General features: G+C 40.9%; 22 protein-coding genes, 1 tRNA gene and 1 pseudogene. 5 read left to right on the top strand and 19 right to left on the bottom strand.

Annotation, left to right across the window (positions count from 1 at the left end; translation table 11 throughout):
• Window positions 1-11: 11 nt before the first annotated feature.
• The 7 genes from J5O05_RS01430 to ggt form a co-directional block, all read right to left on the bottom strand.
• Window positions 12-488, bottom strand: coding sequence for a hypothetical protein (locus tag J5O05_RS01430; protein ID WP_208843289.1), 477 nt, complete (start codon window positions 486-488; stop codon window positions 12-14).
• Window positions 488-1,009, bottom strand: a complete 522-nt coding sequence (locus tag J5O05_RS01435) for a YfbU family protein (RefSeq protein ID WP_208843290.1) — start codon at window positions 1,007-1,009, stop codon at window positions 488-490. Before J5O05_RS01435 ends, J5O05_RS01430 begins: the two co-directional genes overlap by 1 nt.
• 647 nt (window positions 1,010-1,656) lie before the next feature.
• Window positions 1,657-2,229: a MiaE family protein gene (locus tag J5O05_RS01440; protein ID WP_208843291.1), complete on the bottom strand. Its 573-nt coding sequence runs from the start codon at window positions 2,227-2,229 to the stop codon at window positions 1,657-1,659.
• Entirely contained in the window at window positions 2,222-2,884 is a 663-nt protein-coding gene (locus tag J5O05_RS01445) for a sulfotransferase (RefSeq protein WP_208843292.1), read from the bottom strand. Before J5O05_RS01445 ends, J5O05_RS01440 begins: the two co-directional genes overlap by 8 nt.
• Before the next feature lie 63 nt (window positions 2,885-2,947).
• Window positions 2,948-3,649 (bottom strand): SIMPL domain-containing protein, encoded by a 702-nt coding sequence (locus J5O05_RS01450; RefSeq protein ID WP_208843293.1) that lies wholly within the window; start codon window positions 3,647-3,649, stop codon window positions 2,948-2,950.
• Between the two features lie 99 nt (window positions 3,650-3,748).
• Window positions 3,749-5,443, bottom strand: coding sequence for an NAD-dependent malic enzyme (locus J5O05_RS01455; RefSeq protein ID WP_208843294.1), 1,695 nt, complete (start codon window positions 5,441-5,443; stop codon window positions 3,749-3,751).
• A 144-nt stretch (window positions 5,444-5,587) separates the two neighbouring features.
• Window positions 5,588-7,339, bottom strand: coding sequence for a gamma-glutamyltransferase (ggt, locus tag J5O05_RS01460; RefSeq protein ID WP_208843295.1), 1,752 nt, complete (start codon window positions 7,337-7,339; stop codon window positions 5,588-5,590).
• Between the two features lie 80 nt (window positions 7,340-7,419).
• Here ggt and rrtA point away from each other — a divergent pair, with 80 nt between their 5' ends.
• Window positions 7,420-8,001 (top strand): rhombosortase, encoded by a 582-nt coding sequence (gene rrtA, locus J5O05_RS01465; RefSeq protein ID WP_341874698.1) that lies wholly within the window; start codon window positions 7,420-7,422, stop codon window positions 7,999-8,001.
• 40 nt (window positions 8,002-8,041) lie between these two features.
• On the opposite strand, the gene J5O05_RS01470 is transcribed toward rrtA, so the two are convergent.
• From J5O05_RS01470 to purE, 3 genes and pseudogenes are all read right to left on the bottom strand, one after another.
• Window positions 8,042-10,525 (bottom strand): S9 family peptidase, encoded by a 2,484-nt coding sequence (locus tag J5O05_RS01470; RefSeq protein ID WP_208843296.1) that lies wholly within the window; start codon window positions 10,523-10,525, stop codon window positions 8,042-8,044.
• Between the two features lie 266 nt (window positions 10,526-10,791).
• Window positions 10,792-11,941 (bottom strand): annotated as a pseudogene (locus tag J5O05_RS01475) (5-(carboxyamino)imidazole ribonucleotide synthase).
• Between the two features lies 1 nt (window position 11,942).
• On the bottom strand, window positions 11,943-12,425 hold the full coding sequence (gene purE, locus J5O05_RS01480; protein WP_208843297.1) for a 5-(carboxyamino)imidazole ribonucleotide mutase: 483 nt from the start codon (window positions 12,423-12,425) through the stop codon (window positions 11,943-11,945).
• 253 nt (window positions 12,426-12,678) lie between these two features.
• On the opposite strand from purE, the gene J5O05_RS01485 reads away from it, so the two are divergent.
• Window positions 12,679-13,200, top strand: coding sequence for a TetR/AcrR family transcriptional regulator (locus J5O05_RS01485; RefSeq protein ID WP_208843298.1), 522 nt, complete (start codon window positions 12,679-12,681; stop codon window positions 13,198-13,200).
• Window positions 13,201-13,210: 10 nt separating this feature from the next.
• Here J5O05_RS01485 and J5O05_RS01490 read toward each other — a convergent pair whose 3' ends face one another.
• Window positions 13,211-13,699: a GNAT family N-acetyltransferase gene (locus J5O05_RS01490; protein ID WP_208843299.1), complete on the bottom strand. Its 489-nt coding sequence runs from the start codon at window positions 13,697-13,699 to the stop codon at window positions 13,211-13,213.
• A 54-nt stretch (window positions 13,700-13,753) separates the two neighbouring features.
• Here J5O05_RS01490 and J5O05_RS01495 point away from each other — a divergent pair, with 54 nt between their 5' ends.
• On the top strand, window positions 13,754-13,963 hold the full coding sequence (locus J5O05_RS01495; RefSeq protein WP_208844441.1) for a hypothetical protein: 210 nt from the start codon (window positions 13,754-13,756) through the stop codon (window positions 13,961-13,963).
• Here J5O05_RS01495 and bioD read toward each other — a convergent pair.
• From bioD to bioB, 4 genes are read right to left on the bottom strand one after another with little or no spacing between them, the layout of a single operon-like run.
• The gene (bioD, locus tag J5O05_RS01500; protein WP_208843300.1) at window positions 13,953-14,630 is read right to left on the bottom strand and encodes a dethiobiotin synthase; all 678 of its coding nucleotides are present in this window, start codon (window positions 14,628-14,630) and stop codon (window positions 13,953-13,955) included. The genes J5O05_RS01495 and bioD overlap by 11 nt on opposite strands.
• Window positions 14,631-14,637: 7 nt before the next feature.
• A complete protein-coding gene (locus J5O05_RS01505) occupies window positions 14,638-15,375 on the bottom strand; it encodes a methyltransferase domain-containing protein (protein ID WP_208843301.1) in 738 nt (245 codons plus the stop codon).
• A 17-nt stretch (window positions 15,376-15,392) separates the two neighbouring features.
• A complete protein-coding gene (locus tag J5O05_RS01510; protein WP_208843302.1) occupies window positions 15,393-16,535 on the bottom strand; it encodes an aminotransferase class I/II-fold pyridoxal phosphate-dependent enzyme in 1,143 nt (380 codons plus the stop codon).
• 1 nt (window position 16,536) lies between these two features.
• Window positions 16,537-17,577, bottom strand: a complete 1,041-nt coding sequence (gene bioB / locus J5O05_RS01515) for a biotin synthase BioB (RefSeq protein ID WP_208843303.1) — start codon at window positions 17,575-17,577, stop codon at window positions 16,537-16,539.
• Window positions 17,578-17,686: 109 nt separating this feature from the next.
• Between bioB and bioA the strand changes: the two genes are divergently transcribed.
• Window positions 17,687-18,976: an adenosylmethionine--8-amino-7-oxononanoate transaminase gene (bioA, locus tag J5O05_RS01520; protein ID WP_208843304.1), complete on the top strand. Its 1,290-nt coding sequence runs from the start codon at window positions 17,687-17,689 to the stop codon at window positions 18,974-18,976.
• 28 nt (window positions 18,977-19,004) lie between these two features.
• Here bioA and J5O05_RS01525 read toward each other — a convergent pair whose 3' ends face one another.
• A complete protein-coding gene (locus J5O05_RS01525; RefSeq protein WP_208843305.1) occupies window positions 19,005-19,439 on the bottom strand; it encodes an AAA family ATPase in 435 nt (144 codons plus the stop codon).
• A gap of 281 nt (window positions 19,440-19,720) precedes the next feature.
• On the opposite strand from J5O05_RS01525, the gene asnS reads away from it, so the two are divergent.
• On the top strand, window positions 19,721-21,118 hold the full coding sequence (asnS, locus tag J5O05_RS01530) for an asparagine--tRNA ligase (protein ID WP_208843306.1): 1,398 nt from the start codon (window positions 19,721-19,723) through the stop codon (window positions 21,116-21,118).
• 89 nt (window positions 21,119-21,207) lie between these two features.
• On the opposite strand, the gene bamJ is transcribed toward asnS, so the two are convergent.
• The 3 genes from bamJ to J5O05_RS01545 form a co-directional block, all read right to left on the bottom strand.
• On the bottom strand, window positions 21,208-21,825 hold the full coding sequence (gene bamJ, locus J5O05_RS01535; protein WP_208843307.1) for a BamJ family beta-barrel-assembly machinery protein: 618 nt from the start codon (window positions 21,823-21,825) through the stop codon (window positions 21,208-21,210).
• A gap of 68 nt (window positions 21,826-21,893) precedes the next feature.
• The gene (locus J5O05_RS01540) at window positions 21,894-22,259 is read right to left on the bottom strand and encodes a hypothetical protein (protein WP_208843308.1); all 366 of its coding nucleotides are present in this window, start codon (window positions 22,257-22,259) and stop codon (window positions 21,894-21,896) included.
• A gap of 50 nt (window positions 22,260-22,309) precedes the next feature.
• Window positions 22,310-22,400 (bottom strand) — tRNA-Ser (locus J5O05_RS01545).
• Window positions 22,401-22,488 lie beyond the last annotated feature (88 nt).

A 22,488-nucleotide genomic window follows, 5' to 3' on the forward strand; every position in this document is an offset into this window, starting at 1 on the left:
ATAAATTGTAACTACTCTGTTTTATTTTGATATGTTTTCCTGATTTTATTGAATACTAATGAAAATGCCACTAACTCATTGTGTATTTCATTACCAAGTCTCTTGCGCTCTTGATCTTGATTTGTATTGACAAAGTTTTGGATTAAAGAATTAACTTTCCTATACAAATTTTCAGATTTATTATCTGGAAAAAAATCTGACAAAGCGTAAACTTCGTTTATATATTCTTGAACATAATCAGCGTCAACTTGAGGGCTTAAGCCTGAAAGCTCTTTTATTGATTGAACTGCGTATTTACGCATTTTTGTAATCGATGTTTTTGATAGAGGCTCAAGTTTTGAAATATTTTCAATATCTCTATGGTGAACCAACTGAGACTTTATTTTTTCAGAAAGGCTTGCAGCTAACTCAGATTTTTTGGCTTGATTCCATGCATACCAAGCACCCCATAAAGAAGCTACGGAGCCAACAATAGATAAAATATCCACTAAGCACTCCAAATTCTATCTATTTGGTCTACTGTAAGTCTGAAATCATATTCTTCTTTTAGTTCTTTCCAAACTTTTAGCATTCGACGATATTTGGGCAGCATTTCGCAGTGACTATTGAAATCAGGATATTCTTTATTTTCAACTAACTCCTGATATCGTTCTAAATTAACTATAAAATAATGGCAGTAAGATAACTGTTCTGATTCTTCATTGCCGTCAAAGCCTCTAAAAACATAGTTAGATTTTTTCTTATTATCTTTGCTTAAATCGGTGAGAGACCAAGTAATTGCTCTATGCATCTCTAAAATATCTAAGACTTCTCTTGTCTTTTCTTCAGGCATTTCTTCCCAAAGATGTTCGAAAATAGTTCTATAATGAGCTTTATAGCCTTGCTCCAACGCTATCCTGTTTTTTTCATAGTAATCAGCTTCTTCTGGATATAACTTCTCCAAAATTAAGAATTGATTGATTAAGTTTAATCTTTCTATATCAGTTATTTTGATATTTGAATTTGGCATTTATGCCTCCTTGCAATTTAACAATTTAACAATTTAATATTGAGATGTTAGGTCGTTTTTTTGGCGCCAACTGTATGAGGTTTCTACTAGAAGTAGTTTTTATCATAGTGGTTAACCTATTGCCACAAAAGCTTTTTGCAATCAAAGTTTAGTTTGCTTGAGGACGAAAACAACCAAATCGCTCTTTTTCCTGACTATACGAGAAACTTGTAAATGAACAGCCGATCATGAAAATGGTCGAAAGTCTGTTTCTCGCTCATAGTAGACTTGCTTTAGTAAAAACCTTTTGGTTTGTCAGAGAGAGGTCGCCTTCATCGCGTCGATGGATGTTTCCTACGCGCGAAGCGATATTGGGTCTAGCTCAATGTTTGTGTGTCGCTTGTGTTGACCATCAAGGGGCGACCCCCTTAATAATCCCCCTACACTACTTTGGCTAAGCGCCCTGTTTTGACACATCGTGCCATGTATGGAATGTGGTCTTTGTGCTCGATTAGAAATTCAATCATCTGTTTGATTTCCACTTCGCTTGTGTCAGGTATCCAAAACAACTTGAGTAGAGATTTACACTCATATAAAGGCCCGTGGATGTCGCCACGGACTATTATTGTTGACACTGAATAGATGAGAATTACACATGCGATAATTGATTAGTGTAATGCGGCAGTCCAAGGTAGGTTTTCGCAAATTTCGCCTTCAAACACGAGAATTTCTTCAAGGCGAGAATAAACACGTTCTTCTTCGTAATATTCACAGGCAAGCTCAATAAACAAGTTTTTGTGTTTCTCTTCGGATTTTGCAATCGCTACATAAAATTCTTTTTCTTTACTTTGTTCAAGTGCATCAGCGACTAACGAAAATCGTTCATGACCTCGGGCTTCTATCACGCCGGCTACCAGTAATCTATCCAATAAATAGTCATCTCGCCCTTGACGAATGATAGTTCTAATCAATTTAACATAATCATCTTTTTTATCTTTTCCGAGCGTGATCCCACGTTCACCAAGTAATTTTAAAACTTGTTTGAAATGAATCATTTCTTCGATGGCTAAATCGGTCATTGCTCTGACCAATTTTGTTTTATCTGGGTAATGTCCAATCATGCCCATTGCCATACCCGATGCTTTTTTTTCTGCAGCAGCATGGTCCTGTAAGAAAGTGTCGAAATCTTCAACTACGTTTTTCGCCCATTCTTTCGGGGTTTTATACTTTAATTCAAACATCTTTAACTTCACTAAAAAATTGATACAGTAAGCTGTCTTTTTCAGCTTTACCTAAATTAGTTGACTCTATTTTCAACGGATGATTTACATCCTTCCAAGCTGTAACTTTTCCATTTTGATTCAAATGAGGAAATGCATTGATATGTTGGCTAGTTTTGTTTGGTAAAAATTCGGTTAATCTATTTATGCCGTCGGTTTGTACATTTAGAGTAAGTAACGGCAGATTATTAAGATTCGCAAACTTAAAAACCTCACGTTGATGTTTCTCATAACATTCAACGAGATAGTTTAAATCGCTTATAAGCTCGAATGTTAGTTCTGGAAATATCTCAAAATATGCACGTTTTATGGTGTCATTGAAACCACCCTGTTGTGACAATAGATTTTTAGCCATGCGCTTTAGCAACGTTGAAACTGATATCGCCCACTCTGTCTGTTCTCGTTGCAATAAAATCAGTTGTGTATTTTCAAAGTAAGTCGCAAGTTTCCCGTAATCACAAAAAATAGGCGTGTCGGCAATTACCTCAGCCTCAAGAAAGGTTTTTTGAGTGTAGGCCGTATGCGCCGTTTTATAACCTAACTGTAAAGTCAATGCGCAAAGGCTTGTTGTACCGGTTCGTGGCAGCCCGACGATAAGTGTTTTCTTCGAATTCATCAATAAAAAAGCGCCTTTTAAGGCGCTTTGCAATTAGCAAGTAACGTGAAAATAATATCAGTTTTAGTCAATTAAATATACAGCGTAGACTTGTGCATCGACTGTGATAAAACCAGTGTTATAACCAGCTCCTGCACCAGAATCCGCTTGTACCATCATTTTTTCGGCACGCATATAAGGCATTGTTGGTGCGTCTATCGGTGAAAATGACACAGAATACAATTTGCCGATCCTAACGTCGAAATCTTTGGCGAGTTCTTTCGCTGCCATTTTCGCATCTTTAATCGCTGCTTTTTGAACTGTCTTTAAAATGGTGTTGTGATCCGCGACTGAGAATTGCGTATCTCTAAATTCAGTTACACCAGCATCGACCAAATCTTGGAGAAGATCAGGGTATTTATCAACAAGCGTCAATGTCATTCGAATGTTGCGAAACACACGAAAACCGACGAAACGTTGTTTGTTTTGCTCGCGGTCATATTCAGTTTGTCGATATACGTTTAGTTGCTCTGCTTGAATGTCTTTTTCCGCAATTTGATAACGCTTTGCAATTTCAATGACCTTTGCGGCAATCGCATCAACGTTTTTCTTCGCATCGACTGTGTTTGTCTGCGTATCATCAATACCAATAACAATGTTCGCTCTATCAGGCTTAACCTGAATTTTGGCATTGCCTTGAACATAAAGATGAGGGGCATCAGGAAGTGAATTTGCATTCGCGTTAAGCGTTACTAAGGCAGCAAATGCCAACATTAATTTTTTCATGATAAATCCTTATATTGGTATTATTCATACATGTTACTCATTTGTCCTGAATTGCTTCTGAATAAAAAAGCCAGCTTTAAGCTGGCTCTCATATTTTAGTTACAGACTACGACGTTTGTAATTTCGATATTCTGGTAACCAGTAGTTTTTCTTTATTGCATGATGAATTGCATCGTCTTCCATTTCTAGAGCAACACCCTCTTCCATCGCTTTTTTAGCTACTGCAAATGCGATTTCTCGGCTAAGCGACTCAACCTCAGTTAAAGGTGGAAGCAAACTCCCTGAGCCTTTATTGGCCAACGGAGACGAAGCGGCAAGTGTTTCACTTGCGACCATCAACATACTTTCTGTTACTTTAGAAGCTTTTGAAGCAATAACACCTAATCCGATCCCAGGGAAAATGTAACTGTTATTACATTGCGGGATCGTGTGCGTTTTGCCATTCCACTCAACAGCGCCAAACGGGCTACCCGTCGCAACAATTGCTTTACCATCAGTCCATTCAACAACGTCTTTTGGATGTGCTTCAACCTGACGAGATGGGTTGCTTAACGGGAAGATAATTGGTTGTTCACAACCATTCGCCATTGCGCGGATAACTTGTTCAGTGAACAAGCCTGGTTGACCAGAAACACCGATCAAAATATCCGGCTTCGCGCAGTGCATTACGTCAAGTAAGGATGCAAATTCGCCGCTATAGCTCCAATCACCAATCACGTTTTTCTTTTGCACTAACGCTGCTTGGAAGTCACGTAGGTCTTCCATACCTTCTGTTAAAAGACCAAAACGATCGACCATGTAAATTTGGCTACGTGCTTGTTCATCAGAAACGCCTTCAGAAACCATTTGTGCAATAATTTGTTCCGCAATACCACAACCAGCAGAACCTGCCCCTACAAATACGACTTTCTGCTCAGATAATTTTGCACCTTTCACGCGACAGGCTGCCAACAATGAACCGACAGTAACTGCAGCCGTTCCTTGAATATCATCATTAAAACAACAAATCTCATCGCGGTAGCGTTTTAGCAATGGCATCGCATTTGGTTGCGCGAAATCTTCAAACTGAAGAAGTACGCTAGGCCAACGACGTTTAACAGCCTTAATGAAAATATCTAAAAACTCATCGTATTCTTCTTGGCTAATACGTTTATGGCGCGCACCCATATACATAGGGTCGTTTAGCAATTTTTCGTTGTTTGTACCAACATCTAACATAACAGGTAGGGTGTATGCTGGGCTTATGCCACCACATGCGGTATAGAGTGAGAGTTTACCGATTGGGATCCCCATACCACCGATACCTTGGTCACCAAGACCCAGAATACGCTCACCATCGGTTACAACGATGACCTTAACCTTATTCTTAGTCGCGTTTCTTAAAATATCATCGATGTGATGACGGTCTTCATAGGAAATAAATAGACCGCGTGAACTGCGATAAATATCCGAGAAGCTTTCACATGCATCACCAACGGTAGGCGTGTAAATGATAGGCATCATTTCTTCTAGATGATCACGTACAAGGCGGTAGTACAAGGTTTCGTTGTTATCTTGAATGGCACGAAGATAAATATGTTTGTTCAAGTTATCTTCGAAACTACGGTACTGTTGGTAACAACGTTCTACTTGTTCTTCAATGGTTTCGTAGCGTGGAGGTAAGAGTCCCGCTAAGTTGAACGTTTCACGTTCTCTTTGAGTAAACGCACTGCCTTTGTTAAGAAGCGGCGTTTCCAATAAATTTGGTCCTGAATAAGGGATATATAAGAAATTTTGCTCAGTTTTCTTTGACATATTATAAGCTTTGACGATTTTTTAATGCTAAAAGGTGATTATTGCCGAAGTGAAATAAAAAGCAATGTAAACTCGGCTAGTCAGACCATTTACGAGTTAAAATGGTCTGACTATTGTACATCAAAGCTTGATTGAAACCTATGATTATAGGCTGCTTTCTCCAAGTGCAACGCCTTCACGGCGAGGGTCTGCGCCGCCTAAATAGCCATCTTTAGTGACTTCGATGGCGTGTAGACCCGAATTTAAGTCTAAGACCTTGACTTCGTGACCTAATTTCTCGAATTGTTCAACGTAATTTTCCAGCGGTGTACCGCGCTCAAGCGTTGTGTACTTGTTACGATTTGTAATTCTCGGTAGATTAATCGCTTGTTGCGGCGTCATTTTCCAATCAAGTACAGCTATCACTGTTTGTGCTACGTAATTGATGATTCGACTTCCGCCTGGCGAACCGACTAATAACTTTAATGAACCATCCTTATTAAAAACCATGACTGGCGACATAGAACTTCGTGGCCGTTTACCAGCTTCCACTCGGTTAGCCACAGGTTTTCCATTAATTTCGGGACTCAGTGCAAAATCGGTAAGTTGGTTGTTTAAAAGATAACCGTTCACCATAACCGTAGAACCAAAGGCCATTTCAATAGACGTTGTCATCGACAGCGCGTTACCTTCTTTATCGATGATTGACATGTGAGACGTTGAAGGCAGTTCATAAGCATCGTCTTTAGCTCTTGCTAAACCTTGGACAGGTACACCAACTGGGTAGTCTTTTACGTCTTTGTCTTGAATTAACGATGCGCGCTCTTTCAAATAAGGCGTTTGCAACAAAGCAGTGGTCGGTACTTCCACAAAATCAGGGTCAGCTACATAGAAATCCCGGTCCGCAAACGCCAGTCTGGATGCTTGAGTAAAATAGTGAAGTGCCATTACGTCGTTTGGCGCGTAATTTTCCATGTGTTTGTTCTCAAGTAACTTAAGCATTTGCAATACTGCAATGCCACCACTGCTCGGTGGTGCCATGGAACACACGTTATAAAGTTTATATTCGACACAAATTGGTTCACGCCACTTCGGCGTGTAATCTTTTAAATCTTGAAGAGATAGTTTGCCTGGAGAAACCGCAGACTCTCGCACTGCTTTAACGAGTTTTTCGGCATTTTCTCCTTCATAGAATGCTGATACGCCTTCTTGGGCAATTTTTTTATACAAATTGGCCAAGTCTGGATTTGTCCGTAACGTTCCGGTGGCTAACGCTTCACCATGCGGGTAGAAATAGCTTTTAGATGGTTCAAGCTCGTATGCACCTGGATTGAGGCGTTTTTCTAATAAACTATGGAGTCGAGGTGAGACTAAAAATCCAGTTTCGGCTAAATGGATGGCCGGTTTAAAGAGTGTTGCCCACGGTAATTTGCCATATTTTTTATGTGCTTCTGCAAATGCTTTTAATACGCCAGGTACACCGACGGAACGACCGCCAACAACTGCATCAATCCATCGCGCAGGCTTGCCTGTTTCGTCAAGAAATAAATCGAGCTCCGCCTCACTTGGTGCGGTTTCACGCCCATCGATAGACATCATCTTTTTAGATGATTTATCGTAGTAAAGAATAAATGCACCGCCGCCGATACCCGATGATTGAGGTTCGACTAAAGTTAGAACAAGTTGTGTTGCAATCGCAGCATCCACAGCACTACCGCCTTGACTCAGTACCCATTGACCTGCTCGACTTGCATGAGGATTGGCCGCAACAACCATATAATCGTTGCTTTTAGCCTCAGTTTGAAAGGCAAAGCCTGTTGCGGCTTCCGGCTCTCGAGTTTCTCTGTGCGTTGTGACGTCCGCGAATACAGACAAACTAAGGCTAGATAAGATGAGCGATAGAGGTAATAACTTCATATTAAGTTCGAATTGTCGTCTACATATTTGGCATCTTACTGGGAAACGTGCAAAATACGCAAAAAAATTGCGCTAAAATTATGATTTACAATCTCCCTATTGAACGCCAATACCTATTAGGCCCCGGTATCTTGCTCGCGGTTTTAGCCGTTATCTTTTTTACACCGCTAAACGGCATATTTGAATTTGATCGAGCAGCGATTGAGTCAGGCCAATATTGGCAACTATTTACAAGCCAATTCACGCATTCCAATTTGGCACATTTATTATTAAATGCACTTGGCGTCGTGTTTATTTGGTCATTACATGGCGAATATACGAACGCTCAACGTTACTTATTCAACATTATGCTGCTATCTATTGTTACCGGTACTGCTATCTACCTGCTGTCCCCTTCCATACACTATTACACTGGTTTAAGTGGTGTCTTACACGGTGTGATTATTTGGGGAACTTTAAAAGATATTAAGTTAGGACGAAAAGATGGTTGGTTATTATTAATTGGTGTCATCGGCAAACTTTCGTGGGAGCAAATTCATGGCGCAAGTGACTCGATAGCATCACTTATTGAATCAAGTGTTGCAACCGATGCCCATTTATTCGGTGCAGTAGCTGGATGCGTACTCTTTTTGATGTTTGATTTAAGAAAGAAGCCGACGTAACAGTCGGCTTCTTAATAAGACGCATCAGTTTAAACGGCGTTTACTTTAGGTTTTCTTCAAACAATTTATGAATTCGGCGGTATTCGTCTAACCAACTTGAAGGTTGTACAAATCCATGCGGTTCAACAGGGAAAATAGCTGTTTCAAAGTCCGTTTTTTCTAATTCAATTAATCGCTGTACCAAACGCACTACACCTTGGAAGAACACGTTGTCATCAACCATAGGCGCGTTGATTAGGAGCGGCTTTTTCAATCCTTCAGCGTGGAAAATCGGTGAGCTACGTTCGTAAGCAATTGGATCAACATCAGGTAGATTCAAAATGTTTGACGTGTAGCCATGGTTATAATAATTCCAATCCGCAACAGGTCGTAATGCTGCCCCAGCTTGGAAAAGATCAGGTTGTGTAAATAACGCCATAAACGTCATAAAACCACCGTAGCTACCACCGTAAGTGCCCACTGAGTTCACATTTACGTTGGCGTTTTCAGCCATCCATGTGACGCCATCTGCTAAATCTTGGATTTCAGGAGTCCCCATTTGACGGTAAATTGCGGTTCGCCAATCTCGTCCGTACCCTTTCGACGCTCGATAATCCATATCCATAACAACGTAACCTTCTTGGGCAAGCAAGCTATGGAACATAAATTCTCTAAAATAGCCGGACCAACCAAAATGGCTGTTTTGCAAATAACCTGCACCGTGGTTAAAAATTACTGCTTTACGCGTCTTTCCTGATTCACCTTCTTTATAATCTGCTGGGTAGTAAACTTTCGCGTAGATCGGCGCATCTGTATGGCTAGATTTTACCGCAACAATTTTAGGCGCTATGAGTTTCTTGTTAAGAAAATCATCTGATACCGTGTACGTAAGTCTCGTTACTTTATCGCCACCTTTTGCGGACGTTACATAAAGCTCGGTAGGTAGCATTATGGTTGAGTGTGTCAGCAGCAAATTCTGCTCATCCGGACTTAATTTATAATCAGTCATACCATTTAGGTCGGTGAGCTGATTTACATCGCCCGTAACGGTATTTACACGATACACTTCGTAAATACCTGGGTGTTTTTGGTTCGACTTAAAATAAATATATTGGTCATCTTTTGTGACCGTAAGATCAGATACTTCAAATTTACCATCGGTTAGACGCTTTGCCTTGCTGTTAACTGGTTTTAGGTAAAGCTGACTGTATCCTGTTTCCTCTGAAAGGTAATACAGCGTACTGGAATTGTGTAACCAGCCAAATTGATTAAAGTTGTAGTTTACCCAGGCATCATCATGCAAACGGTGTTGTGTAGTAACAGACTTACCATCTGCATTTAAAGTTACTAACCATCGATCTTTATTGTCCCAGGCTTCTAGCATCATCGCGACTTTAGAACCGTCAGAACTCCATTGAATTACACCCTCACGCCATGCCCAATCCTCAATTAGGTTAATAGACCTAGGTGCTTTTTTTGATTCGTATTTTTCCCCTTTTGCTTTGGCATTTTCTGCTTTAACCGCAGCTAAAACGTCTTCGTCAAATCCTGGCATTGAAGACAAATCAATTGACTTTTGCTCGCCTGCCTCAAGGTCAATAAACATAAAATCTGTATTCTGAGGCGTACTTTCGGCAACGCGCTGACGAACTGCTTTAGGGTGAATATTTCCATCACTGTTCACGTAATGCGGCATAATATCGTGCTCGCTACGCTCTGCTTTTTTATCTTTAAACGCAACGACGAGCGCCTTACCTGATGGACTCAAACTTACGGCTACAAGCTCTTTGCCTTTGCCTAGATAAAAATCATTTTTGAAGTGGAAGTCATTTTGCGCTGCAACTTCATTCTTATAAGCTTCCCTGTCTTTGGCGTTTTTATGTTGTACTTGGATGTACTTAATCAGACGTAATTGATTTTTCGAAAGCAGTGTTTGAGGCTCTTGAACGCCTTTTGGTGCATCGACCAAGTGTAAATTTACCAACTCTTTCGAAATGCCTGTGTTTACATCCAAGGTAAAAAATGAAGTGCCTTTCGAATACGCAAGTAAGCCGTTGGTGAGAAACTGGTCGACTCTAACATTTTCACTGCCAAACGTTAGTTGTCTAACTTCGGCGGTAATACCGTTTTTTGTAAATATATTACCTTCAAAGGTATATACCTGAAATTGCCCATCTGGCGATGAAATTGCGTCACTATTGACAACAGTATGAAGTTTCGACAACGGAATTGAAGAAACCATGTTGTCGCTAAGTGTTACCGTGTACAGATCACGAACGACAGAACCTTCACGTTTTTGTTTGAACACGATTGAATTTGAATCCGCTCCCCAAAGCGCAGATTCCGGCTGACGTCCAAGCCAATCTGGATCTGCCATAGCTTGCTCAAGCGTAATATTTTCACCCCCAAAATCTAATGGCGTTTGCACAATGCTTGTAGGCGTTGTGCTTTCGAAGTTCTTTGAATTTGTGGATTGTGAGGTAGATTGACAACCAGTCAGCATCAACGTTGATATTGCGACGGCGAGAATAGATTGCTTCAACATAGTTTTTTCTTTGGTTTTTTATAATTGCTGTAACTTTAGCGAAAGTTATTAAAAACCTGAAGCAACAATGGGACGAATAAACGCAAAAAAAAGGCCAGTAATACACTGGCCAAATACTCTCTGCGCTCACATAGTCGTTGACGGACAACGAATATGATTGAGACTCATCCAAGTCTCATAAGTTAAGACTAGTGATTTCATGGAAAGTTCAAAATAAAGATAAAAAAGATTAAAAAAAATAGAGCCCCCTCTCAGGACTCTATTTTTTAATTTAAAATGAGAGACTTTGCGGTGTCTATCACGCCGGGGTAATTTTCTTCCGGCAATATTTCAGCAAGTTCAGCTAACTTCTCGCCGAGGCTCATGCAGTGTATTTCCAGAGACATTTATGTGCCCCATCTTTCTACCCGGCTTTGGAGATTTACCGTACCAGTGACTGGTTACATCGCTCACAGCAAGTACTTGCATTGGAATTTCTTTTTCGCCAAGCACATTAATCATTGCGGTTGGACGAAGAAGTGCAGTCGAGCCTAGTGGTAAGCCAGCAATAGCTCGCATGTGATTTTCAAATTGACTCACATGCGCACCTTGTTGACTCCAGTGCCCAGAATTATGAACGCGAGGTGCGATTTCATTAACGAGCAAATCACCTTCCACATCGAAGAACTCTACTGCGAGTACACCAACATAGTTAAGCGCATTGGCTATTTTGGTAAATGCCTCTTCCGCCTGTGACTGAATATCGGACTTTTCTTTACCTGCGACAGATAACGTCAACACACCATTGGTATGCTGATTTTCTGTTAAGGGATAAATCTTAACTTCGCCGTTTTTACCTCGAGCGCCGATAATACTGACTTCTCTGTCAAAATTGATCATCTGCTCCGCTAATATCGCATGCGGTTGTTGAGCACTGCCTCGAGATAAAAATTCGCTCATTTCTGACCAAATTTGGTCTACGTTTGAGTCTTCTTTCACGCGCCACTGACCTTTACCATCGTAGCCCGCTTGACATGTTTTTAAAACGAGTGGATAGCCCAAGCTTTTGAGTGCTTCATCAAAATGTAGACGTTCAGTGATTAAACGGTGAGGTGCACTTGGTACATTAGCATTATCCAAGAGTGCTTTTTCTTTCGCACGATCCCCGCCTGTCGCAATCGCTTCTGCGCCTGGATAGAACTTATTCGACGACTGACATAGTGCGAGGACGTCTAATGGAATGTGTTCAAATTCCGCTGTAATGCTATCAGCCCAAATTATTGCTTCTTGCAGTGACATGTCATATTGCTTAAAACTGACGGGATCGATAACGTTAGCTGATGAGGAATCATAGGCCAACGTAACTAGGTTAAGTGGAGTCCCTGCCAGACTCATCATGCGAGCTAATTGACCCGCTCCAAGAACTAAAATATTCATATTATTCAGCTGGATTAGGGTTAGCTAGAACGGATTCAGTTTGTGCTTTTCTAAATGCTTCAATTTTTTCGAAAATTTCTGGATTTTGACATCCTAAAATTTGTGCAGCGAGTAGACCTGCGTTCGCAGCACCTGCATCTCCAATAGCCAAAGTGCCAACTGCAACACCTTTTGGCATCTGGCAGATAGATAATAGAGAATCGACACCGTTAAGCGTTTTAGATTTTACCGGCACACCTAACACTGGCAGGCTTGTAAATGCCGCAGCCATTCCCGGTAAATGCGCAGCGCCACCAGCGCCTGCAATGATAACTTTAATTCCGCGTTCAGCCGCATTTGATGCATATTCTGTTAATAAGTGAGGTGTACGGTGTGCTGATACAACCTTCGTTTCGTACGCAATACCAAAATTATCTAGCATTTCTGCGGCGTGTTGCATTGTAGGCCAATCTGACTTCGAACCCATGATAATGCCAACGGTCATAGGAAATTCCTCACTTTTACTTGTAACGATACGATAAATTGATGCGTTTCTTGCACGCATTGGGGTTGTCGCATTATACCCAACTCTTCCCTTGTTGCGAAGTTGCAACACGTCTTAGTTCGACGATTTTGGGCATCAAAATTGGAAATATTTTTGTTTATAGACCATGTTTTATTAACTGAGCGTGCTCAATTCATTTTATGAGCACGCTCACTTTTGTTAATAAACGATGACATAACAAAGAGATAACCAAATGGATAAGCGATTAAAGACAAAAGAACGTATCCTAGATGCTGCTTGGCAGCTATTTCATGATCAAGGATTTTGTGATACCACCACAAGACAGATAGCGACGCAGTCAAACGTAGCGAATGGCACGGTATTTACACATTATCCAAATAAAGGTGCTCTTTTGAAGGAGGCGTTTGATAAACAAGCGTGTGCACTGATAGTTGAAGCAAAGCAATCAAACAAGCAGCATTCCCCTCGCTTGTCTTTACGGCATTTTGCGTCGTTTTTGTATCCTTTTTATATCGCGCACAGAACACTGACAAAAACGTACTTTAGTGAACTCATCCTCTCAGGCCGATCAGAATCTTGCCATCTATCACTACTCGAACATGAAATTCATCAAGGACAACCTTTTCTAAAATCAAAAGTGCCACTTCTCATTGACCTATATGTTATGACGTTCGTGTTCAGTGAAGTTGATAAACATGATGATGTAGGTAATACCCTTAGATTGCTGAGTACGAAACTACAACAGATCGGTTAGTATGATGTGTTCAAAACTTATAGACTAAGTAACATTTATTTGAGCGATGAAAATAGGTTCGGAATCCGCACTTTATAACAGTGTTTATTGCAGCAATATTTTCGATGTGAATTTTAGCTTTCCAGTTTTTACAACGTAACCACTCTATCTCCTTGCTATAGATTTGCAACGCACTTAAAGCTTCTTGCATATATCGATAACCACGATAGTTCTCATCTAGCTCAAACGAAACCATGAATGCATCAAACCTTGATGTGAATTGAATACCGATAGTGCCAATAAATTGTTTGTCATCGTTAATAATCGCTAAACGAATGCCTTTTTGCTGTATGTACTGTTCGATATCCCACTGTATCCACGCTCTAAGTTCTGTGTTCGTAATGCCCTGCTCATAATCGTTGAATCGTCGTGTCGATTGTTGCGATAGTATCTTATGTAGATTTGCAACATCTTTGTACTTGATAGGACGTAGCGTCAAACGTTCTGTAATAATTTCCATTTTATTGTTGTTTGTTATAATCCGTGAATATAGTTTTCGGATTGGAAAAATATGATGTCCTCAGAGTTTAACGTGATCCCGCCCACAACAAAAGTGTATTGCAAAGAACGAGGTGAAGGCTGGACATTGACCGGTATTACATCTGAAAAAGAAAATACGTCGGTCATGTTCAACGGTATTCGATACACCATTCCAGCAGTAGAAATCTTGCAAGAATTGCTGCCAAATTTTGAAAAGTGGCAGCGAGGCGAATTTACAGATTAAACACAGAATGAAGCGCAGGCTGTACTTTCAATTTTGGCTTCTCTTCGGTGTACGGAGATTCGGCTAAGAGCGGAACATGCAAGTGACTTTTTAGCGTTTCTAAATTTTGCTCATATTCCAGCATTTCAGGGTCGACTTGATTGGCGACCCATCCAACGCATTTACATCCAGCTTGCTCAATAACTCTCAACGTCAACATGGCATGATTCAAACAACCCAGTTTCATTCCGACCACTAAAATGACAGGAAGCTGTTGCAGGCTAACCCAATCAGAAAAATATTCAGTATCGTTCAACGGGATCATCCAACCGCCAGCGCCTTCAACTAATGTGTATTCCTGCCCAAGTGAGGTAATTTCTTCATACTTCTTAGTCAAATCTAATACTGAAAGCGATTTGCCTTCTCTAGCAGCTGCAATGTGTGGCGCAACAGGACTCATAAAACAAAATGGGTTAACTTGTTCATACTTTGCATGCGTAGTTGATGACTCCATCAATAATAGGGCATCAGTATTCACCGACTGACCGAACGCAATTTCTGCTCCAGCAGCGATTGGCTTAAATCCGAAGGCAAATTTTTGCTTATGAGCAAGGTATTTTAGAAGCAGCGAGGTTACGTGTGTTTTGCCTACTTCGGTGTCTGTTCCAGTAATAAAGAATGATTGCATTTCCTTGTTACTCCTTAGTTAACTTTAATAATGCCACTTCGTAAGTCACTTCATAAATCCCGTTATTACAAGGGTAATTAGACAAAATAGACTGGATTTTTGATTTCCCACCAAGACCGACACAAGCTTGCGTGGGCATTAATGTGTGATTAGCGCCAATCCTTTTAATCGATTGCAACGCTTCTTTTGGAGTCACAAAAACATCCTTCAACGTAACTTGTTCTAACGTTTGTAATTTAAGGCTTGAAGTTTCTATATCGCGCTTTAGTGTATCAAGGTGAGTGAAGTTATTAACGTTACTCGTTAAATTTGAGTCAACATACGCTTTTTTTACTTCATTTAGCGACCCTTCAAGAACGATACTCAAATAGGCTTCGCCCTGCGGTTTAAGAACAGATGCTAAATTTAATAATAACGAGTTTAAATCTTGGCTCCACTGTATAGCAAAATTACTAAACACTAAGTCGAATACGTTTTCTTGAAAAGGCAGCGCATCCATATCAGCGCAGACTTTGTGCCCCTCCTCGCTCGTCGATAACATTGATTCACTTAAGTCTAATTGTACTACTAGGTTTGAAACAGTGTTTAACGTTGAATAATGTAATCCAGGCCCGCATCCTAGATCTAAAGTACAAAATCGCTTTCGAGAGCCAATCCAATCAAACAAAATTTGCGCACTCTTGGCTTGTACTTTGGCGTGTTCTTCATAACACGCTGCGGCTTTCGAAAATTTTTTTGCTGTCATGGATTTGTTGATTGCATTCATACGATCTTTTTAAGCTCCATGAGTAACGTATCAATATCTTTGCGCGTATGTTCTGATGTGATTGTTATTCTCAGTCTCGCTGTATTAAAAGGGACCGTGGGAGGTCGGATTGCCGTAAGCCAAATTCCTTGATCTCGTAGTTCTTTCTGTGCGACAAGAGTAGCTTCAGCATCGCCCAAAACAATTGGTTGAATTGGCGATTTTGAATCAAGAAGAGGTAACGCCAATTCGCGTGCACCGCGAGTAAAGTATTCTATGTTCGATTTAAGCTTTTCGCGTTGTTCCGATGCGTTCAGCACTCGTTCTACTTGCTTTAGATTCAACGAGGCCAAAATTGGCGACATCGCCGTCGAATAGATATATTCCCGATTAAATTGAAGTAGATAATCAATAAAGGATTTTGATCCTAAAATACAAGCGCCTTGGCCACCTACAGCTTTGCCAAATGTTATGATAAGAATATTAGGCCTTACCGTTTCGACAGATCCTAATCCGTGCTTACCTAAAACGCCAAAGGCATGTGCGTCATCAACCATTAACCAAGCGTTGTGTTTTGCCGCTAGTTGTGCAATTTCTTCAAGCTTAGCGCTGTCCCCATCCATTGAGAAAATGCCTTCGGTGACAATGAGTTTGTTTTCTGATTTTGATTTTTCAAGCCGATTTCTGAGGTGGTTTACGTCATTATGGTTAAAGCGTTCCAGTTTTGCTTTTGAATCTAAGCTACCATCAAGCAAACTCGCGTGGTTCAATTTGTCTTGAAACACCGTGCTGTTAGTACTGACCTTAGCATCACTAAATAAAGCTTTTATTACGCCAACGTTCGCACTAAAACCGGAATTACACAACAACGCGGCTTCGTAACCTAGCGTTTTACATAAAAGTGACTCTAGCGCGCAGTGTTCTTGAGTATACCCAGTCACTAATGCCGAAGCACTCGCACCTATTCGGTTTTGATTTAAATTCGCAATCTCCGTTTTGGAACCAATACCGAGATAGTCATTGCTCGCGAAATTTAAATAGCGTTTTCCGCCTATGGTGATTTGGCGACCGTCAGACGAATCAATGCAGGTGCGCGCTCTTCTCAAATTTTCAAGTTCGCGCGCAACGAGTGCTTGTTCTACAAAAGCAAAATGGCTCATATTACGCTTCGTAAAACAACTCAGAAGTCTGCTTATCTGCGATAGCTGAACTTAACGAAGCTTCATAGGCTTCATCAGAATAGTCTTCTCGTGTTTCTGGACGCATTCCTAACTTTTTAAGTAGTAACATGTCTGCATCCGCTTCTGGATTTTCCGTTGTAAGCAATTTATCACCGTAGAAAATGCTGTTTGCCCCCGCAAAAAAGCACATCGATTGCATCTGTTCGTTCATTTGAGTACGACCAGCAGATAAACGGACGTAACTTTTTGGCATCATAATTCTTGCTACGGCAATCGTTCGTACAAATTCGAAATGGTCTAAGTCTTCTACATTTTCAAGAGGTGTACCTTTCACTTTAACAAGCATATTAATTGGCACACTTTCTGGTTGTTTTGGTAAGTTTGCTAAATTCATTAACAAACCAAAGCGGTCTGCAGCTTGTTCGCCCATACCGACGATTCCGCCTGAACACACTTTCATACCAGCACCTCTAACATGCTCAAGCGTGTCTAATCGGTCTTGATAAGTACGGGTCGTTATGATTTGTTGATAGTATTCAGGTGACGTATCGAGATTGTGGTTGTAATAATCCAAACCCGCCGTTGCTAAGGTATTCGCCTTGTCTTCAGATAGCATGCCAAGCGTCATACATGTTTCTAAACCTAGCGCCTTAACTTCTCGAACCATTTTTTCAATGTACGGCATATCACGGTCTTTAGGATCTGACCAAGCTGCCCCCATACAAAACCGAGTCGCTCCTTTCGTTTTCGCTAGTCGAGCTTGTTCTACTACCTTGTCAACTTCCATTAATCGTTCACGCTCTAAATCTGTTTTGTAATGTCCTGACTGCGGACAGTACTTGCAATCCTCAGGACAAGCACCTGTTTTAATAGATAAGAGCGTTGAGATTTGAACTTCATTTGGGTTAAATGTTTCACGGTGAATTGACGCAGCTTTAAATAGCAGGTCGTTAAATGGCATTTCAAATAGCGCTTTGACTTCTTCATAAGTCCAATCGTGACGTACAGTTCCCAAACTCATAACTATCTCTTCTTTATTATCTTCTATCCCTTGCCGGGACTGTGGTTTTTGCTTAGTCTACTGCACGAATGTTTGTTGTCAACGCTGACCAGCCACCAAAGGTTTACCATTGAATAATTTAAATACAATTGATTTGGATTTTGATAAAAATCATATCTGGCATCCTTATACTTCGATGATTAATCCACTCCCTGTGTATCCAGTCACACGGACTTACGAGAATAAAATTGTCCTAGAGAATGGCAAAACGCTCATTGATGGAATGGCCTCTTGGTGGAGCGCTATTCATGGATACGGTCACCCCGTGCTAGTAAATGCGCTCACCGAGCAAGCTCAAACTATGAGTCACATAATGTTTGGAGGCATCACTCATGCGCCCGCTGTCGAACTCTGCAAAAGACTAATTAAAATAACTGCGTTGAGCTTAACCAAAGTGTTTCTTGCGGACAGTGGTTCAGTGAGCGTCGAAGTATCTATCAAAATGGCGATGCAGTATTGGCTGAGCCAGGGTATAACAACTAAATCAAAACTAATGACTGCCAAAAAGGGCTATCATGGTGATACGTTTGCTGCGATGAGTGTCTGTGATCCAATTAATTCAATGCACAACATGTACAAAGGTTTCTTGCCTGAACATATATTCGTCGAGGCACCAAAGTCTTCATTTTATTCTGATTTTGATGATCTCGAACTTGAGCAACTTGAAGACGCGTTTAAGACACACCATCATGAAGTGTGCGCGTTTATCATTGAACCCATTGTACAAAACGCGGGAGGAATGAATTTCTACCACCCTCGTTACCTAAAAGCATTGAGAGAGTTGTGTGATAAGTACAATGTCCTTCTCATTTTGGATGAAATTGCGACGGGCTTCGGTCGTACTGGGAAACTATTTGCCTACGAACACGCAAATATTGAGCCGGACATTCTGTGTATCGGCAAAGCACTCACTGGTGGCATGATGACGCTATCAGCGACTTTGACGACAGACAAAATTGCAAATGGCATAAGTTCTGGTGAAGCTGGTGTGCTTATGCATGGACCTACTTTTATGGGCAACCCGTTGGCCTGTAAAGTTGCGAGCGCCAGTATAGATTTGCTGTTTGAGTCGAATTGGGCAGACAATGTAACTCGTGTTGAAACGTCACTTAACGCACTAAAATCATGTGAAATGTTATCAGCCGTTGTTGACGTTAGAATATTGGGCGCAATTGGCGTAGTAGAACTTGCAAGAACTGTAGATGTTGCCAAAATACAGCGCTTTTTTATTGAGAAAGGTGTTTGGATCCGTCCGTTTGGCAAATTAATCTATTTAATGCCACCGTACTCATCGTCATCAGAAGATATTTCTAAACTCTGTAACGCAGTTTATGATGCTATCTATCAAGACGAATTTTAGTGCTTTACTTATTAGCAGTTTGAGTGGGCTACCACTCAAACTGGCGTGCCATGTTACTAATAGTTCTTAGTGCGACATGGTGGATATTTCGCTTTTGGTAAAGATGCTGTAAAGACTTATCTTTTACTTCACCTACAACAACCTCTTTAACTTGATAACCCATTGCGTGCGCAGCTGCACTGTAGGCTACATACTCCCAACGTCGAATGTTGGTGTTGTCAACGATGACCAGCTCAATCCCTTCTGCAAGCGAATTTATGAATCGCGCTAAGTTTAAATTATGAAATTCAGATAGTTTTGTTTTATCAAATTGATAAGAGCCATCTGTCTGCAAAAAATAATCGTCCGTAGAACAAATCACATAACGTGTTTCATCCCCACCAACTAATTCTTCGGCGAGCGAGAAGGCATAATGTGACTTACCTGATCCTGGCAGTCCTCGGAGTATAAAAGCTTGCTTCATTCTTTTTATATATCGTTTTGAATTTAAACCACAGCCTATAGTTTGCCATAAAAATACGAGATAACCTATTCACACTGCGCCAAATTGTTCAATAAACCACCTAAAATGCAATGTAATTCCTAATCAGTCTCTGGATTGTGCGTTCGTTTCCAACAATTTTACATTGAAACGAAAAAGCTGGTTTTTTTATTTGTATTTCGATTGTAAGATACGAGACTCGCATCAACATTAATGATGCACGTTTAAAATATTAATTGGTAACTAAAATCATTGGAGTGAAAATGAGTCACATAGCGATAACGGAGCTATTAAAGGGCACCGTTGCGGTTGACAGCCAAGTCACAGTTAAGGGCTGGATCCGTACACGACGCGATTCAAAAGCAGGTATTTCTTTTTTAGCCGTTCATGACGGTTCTTGTTTTGATCCTATTCAAGCTGTAGTGCCAAATTCACTCAATAATTATGACGAAATTACTCGTTTAACAGCAAGCTGCTCAGTGTCCGTAACAGGTAAACTTGTCGCGTCTGAAGGTGCAGGTCAATCTTTCGAAATACAAGCAGAATCGGTTGAGGTGTTAGGTTGGGTTGAAAATCCAGATACATACCCTATGGCGGCTAAGCGACACTCGATTGAATATTTACGTGAACACGCTCACCTACGCCCTCGTACAAACGTCATTGGTGCCGTTACTCGCGTACGTAACTGTCTTGCGCAAGCTATCCACCGTTTTTACCACGAGCGTGGTTACGTTTGGATCAGCACGCCTATCGTAACAGCAAGCGACTGTGAAGGCGCTGGTGAAATGTTCCGTGTTTCTACATTAGACATGAACAACCTACCACGCACAGACAAAGGCGATGTAGATTACAGCGAAGATTTCTTCGGTAAAGAAGCATTCCTAACGGTTTCTGGACAGCTGAACGGCGAAACATACGCCAGTGCAATGTCAAAAATCTATACATTTGGCCCTACTTTCCGCGCAGAAAACTCAAATACATCGCGTCACCTAGCTGAATTCTGGATGGTTGAGCCAGAGGTTGCGTTTGCAGATCTTAATGATATCGCAAAACTTGCAGAAGACATGCTCAAATATGTATTTAAAGCAGTGCTTACAGAACGTCCTGATGATATGGCTTTCTTTGCAGAGCGAATTGAGCCAACTGCAGTAACTCGTCTTGAGTCTTTCATCGATAAAGATTTTGCACAAGTTGACTACACTGATGCCATCACGATTCTTCAAAATTGTGGTAAGCAATTTGAATTCCCTGTTGAATGGGGTGTCGATCTTCAATCAGAACATGAAAGATATTTGGCTGAAGTCCATTTTGAAGCGCCAGTGGTTATTAAAAACTACCCTCGCGATATTAAAGCATTCTACATGCGCCAAAATGAAGATGGTAAAACAGTTGCAGCAATGGACGTTGTAGCACCAGGTATTGGTGAAATAATTGGTGGTTCTCAACGTGAAGAACGTTTAGACGTACTCGATGCTCGTTTAGACGAAATGGGTCTCAACAAAGAAGATTATTGGTGGTATCGCGACCTTCGTCGTTACGGTACAGTGCCACACTCTGGTTTCGGCCTTGGTTTTGAGCGTTTAGTTGCTTATGTAACAGGTATGGGCAACGTCCGTGACGTTATCGCCTTCCCTCGCACCAAAGGAAGTGCAACGTTCTAAGCGTTTTCGCTATAGATAATAAAAAACCCAGCATTTGCTGGGTTTTTTAATGCTAGGTTGTAACCAACCCAACGCAAAAACTATAAGTATTAAAGTACTTCTAATAGTTCTACGTCAAATACTAGCGTTGAATATGGTGCAATAGAAGCACCCGCGCCACGCTCGCCATAGGCAAGTTCATGTGGAATGTATAAACGCCATTTTGAACCTGCAGCCATCATTTGAAGTGCTTCAGTCCAACCACGGATCACGCCGTTAACTGGGAATTCTGCTGGTTGACCACGCTCATAAGAACTGTCGAATACAGCACCATTAATTAAAGTACCGTGGTAATGAACACGTACTGACGATTCTGCTGCTGGTTTTGCACCTTCACCAGTTTCTATCACTTCATATTGTAAACCTGAAGGCGTTACAGTGATTTCAGGGCGTTTCGCATTATCTTCTAAGAACGCTTTGCCTTCTGCAGCCATCGCTTGTGCTTCTTGGTCACGACGTGATTGGATCTCTTCGTTGATCTTTTCGAATGCTGCTTGGATTTCAGGGATAGCAACTTGGAACTCAGCACCCGTGAAGCCATCTTTGATGCCTTCAAATACTGAGTTTAAATTAAGACCTTCAAATGGGTTAGCTTTAAGTTGTTCGCCCATTTGTAAACCAATACCGTAGCTTGCTTTAGAAGCATCGTTATTAAATAAATCAGACATTAAATTCTACTTATTTGTTAAAAGAAGCTTCAATGCTAACACACATCGACTATGGGATCAAAAGAGCTTTATTTATCCGAAGTGACTTTGCTCTTTAAATCGCCGATTAGCCAAGTAGCTGCGGGTAGCGTTAAGAAAAGTGCAAGGTTAAGTTCTGAAGAGTATTCGACGAGTGTTGTCGTTACATAGTGGCCGAATAACACAATTGCCGATAAAGATATCGTGACAGCGCCAAAAAACGGACTTAGCTTTTCATACTTGGTAATAAGGTGTGCAACAAGAAATACGTAGATAAGCGTAAACAACACGGTCTTAAATAAACTGGGATCCGGCTGTGCATCTATGCTCATTATCAAAGCTGTCGATAGACCTTGTAAGTAGGCGTATCCAAACAAAATCCATACTAATGTATGTTTAACGTAACTCGCGAACATAGCGCCTCCAAACGAAAAAAACCGCCTGAGAGGCGGTTTTGGGAATGAGGTGGCGGAGAGATAGGGATTTGAACCCTAGATACGCTATTAACGTATGCCGGTTTTCAAGACCGGTGCTTTCAACCACTCAGCCATCTCTCCGTTGTTGGCGCGCATATTAGTGGTTTTGCATTGACATGTAAAGACTAAATGGTCGATTTTTAAAATTATTTTATTTATTTGAATATTA

The sequence above is a fragment of the Pseudoalteromonas xiamenensis genome, from assembly GCF_017638925.1.
Lineage (GTDB): Bacteria > Pseudomonadota > Gammaproteobacteria > Enterobacterales > Alteromonadaceae > Pseudoalteromonas > Pseudoalteromonas xiamenensis.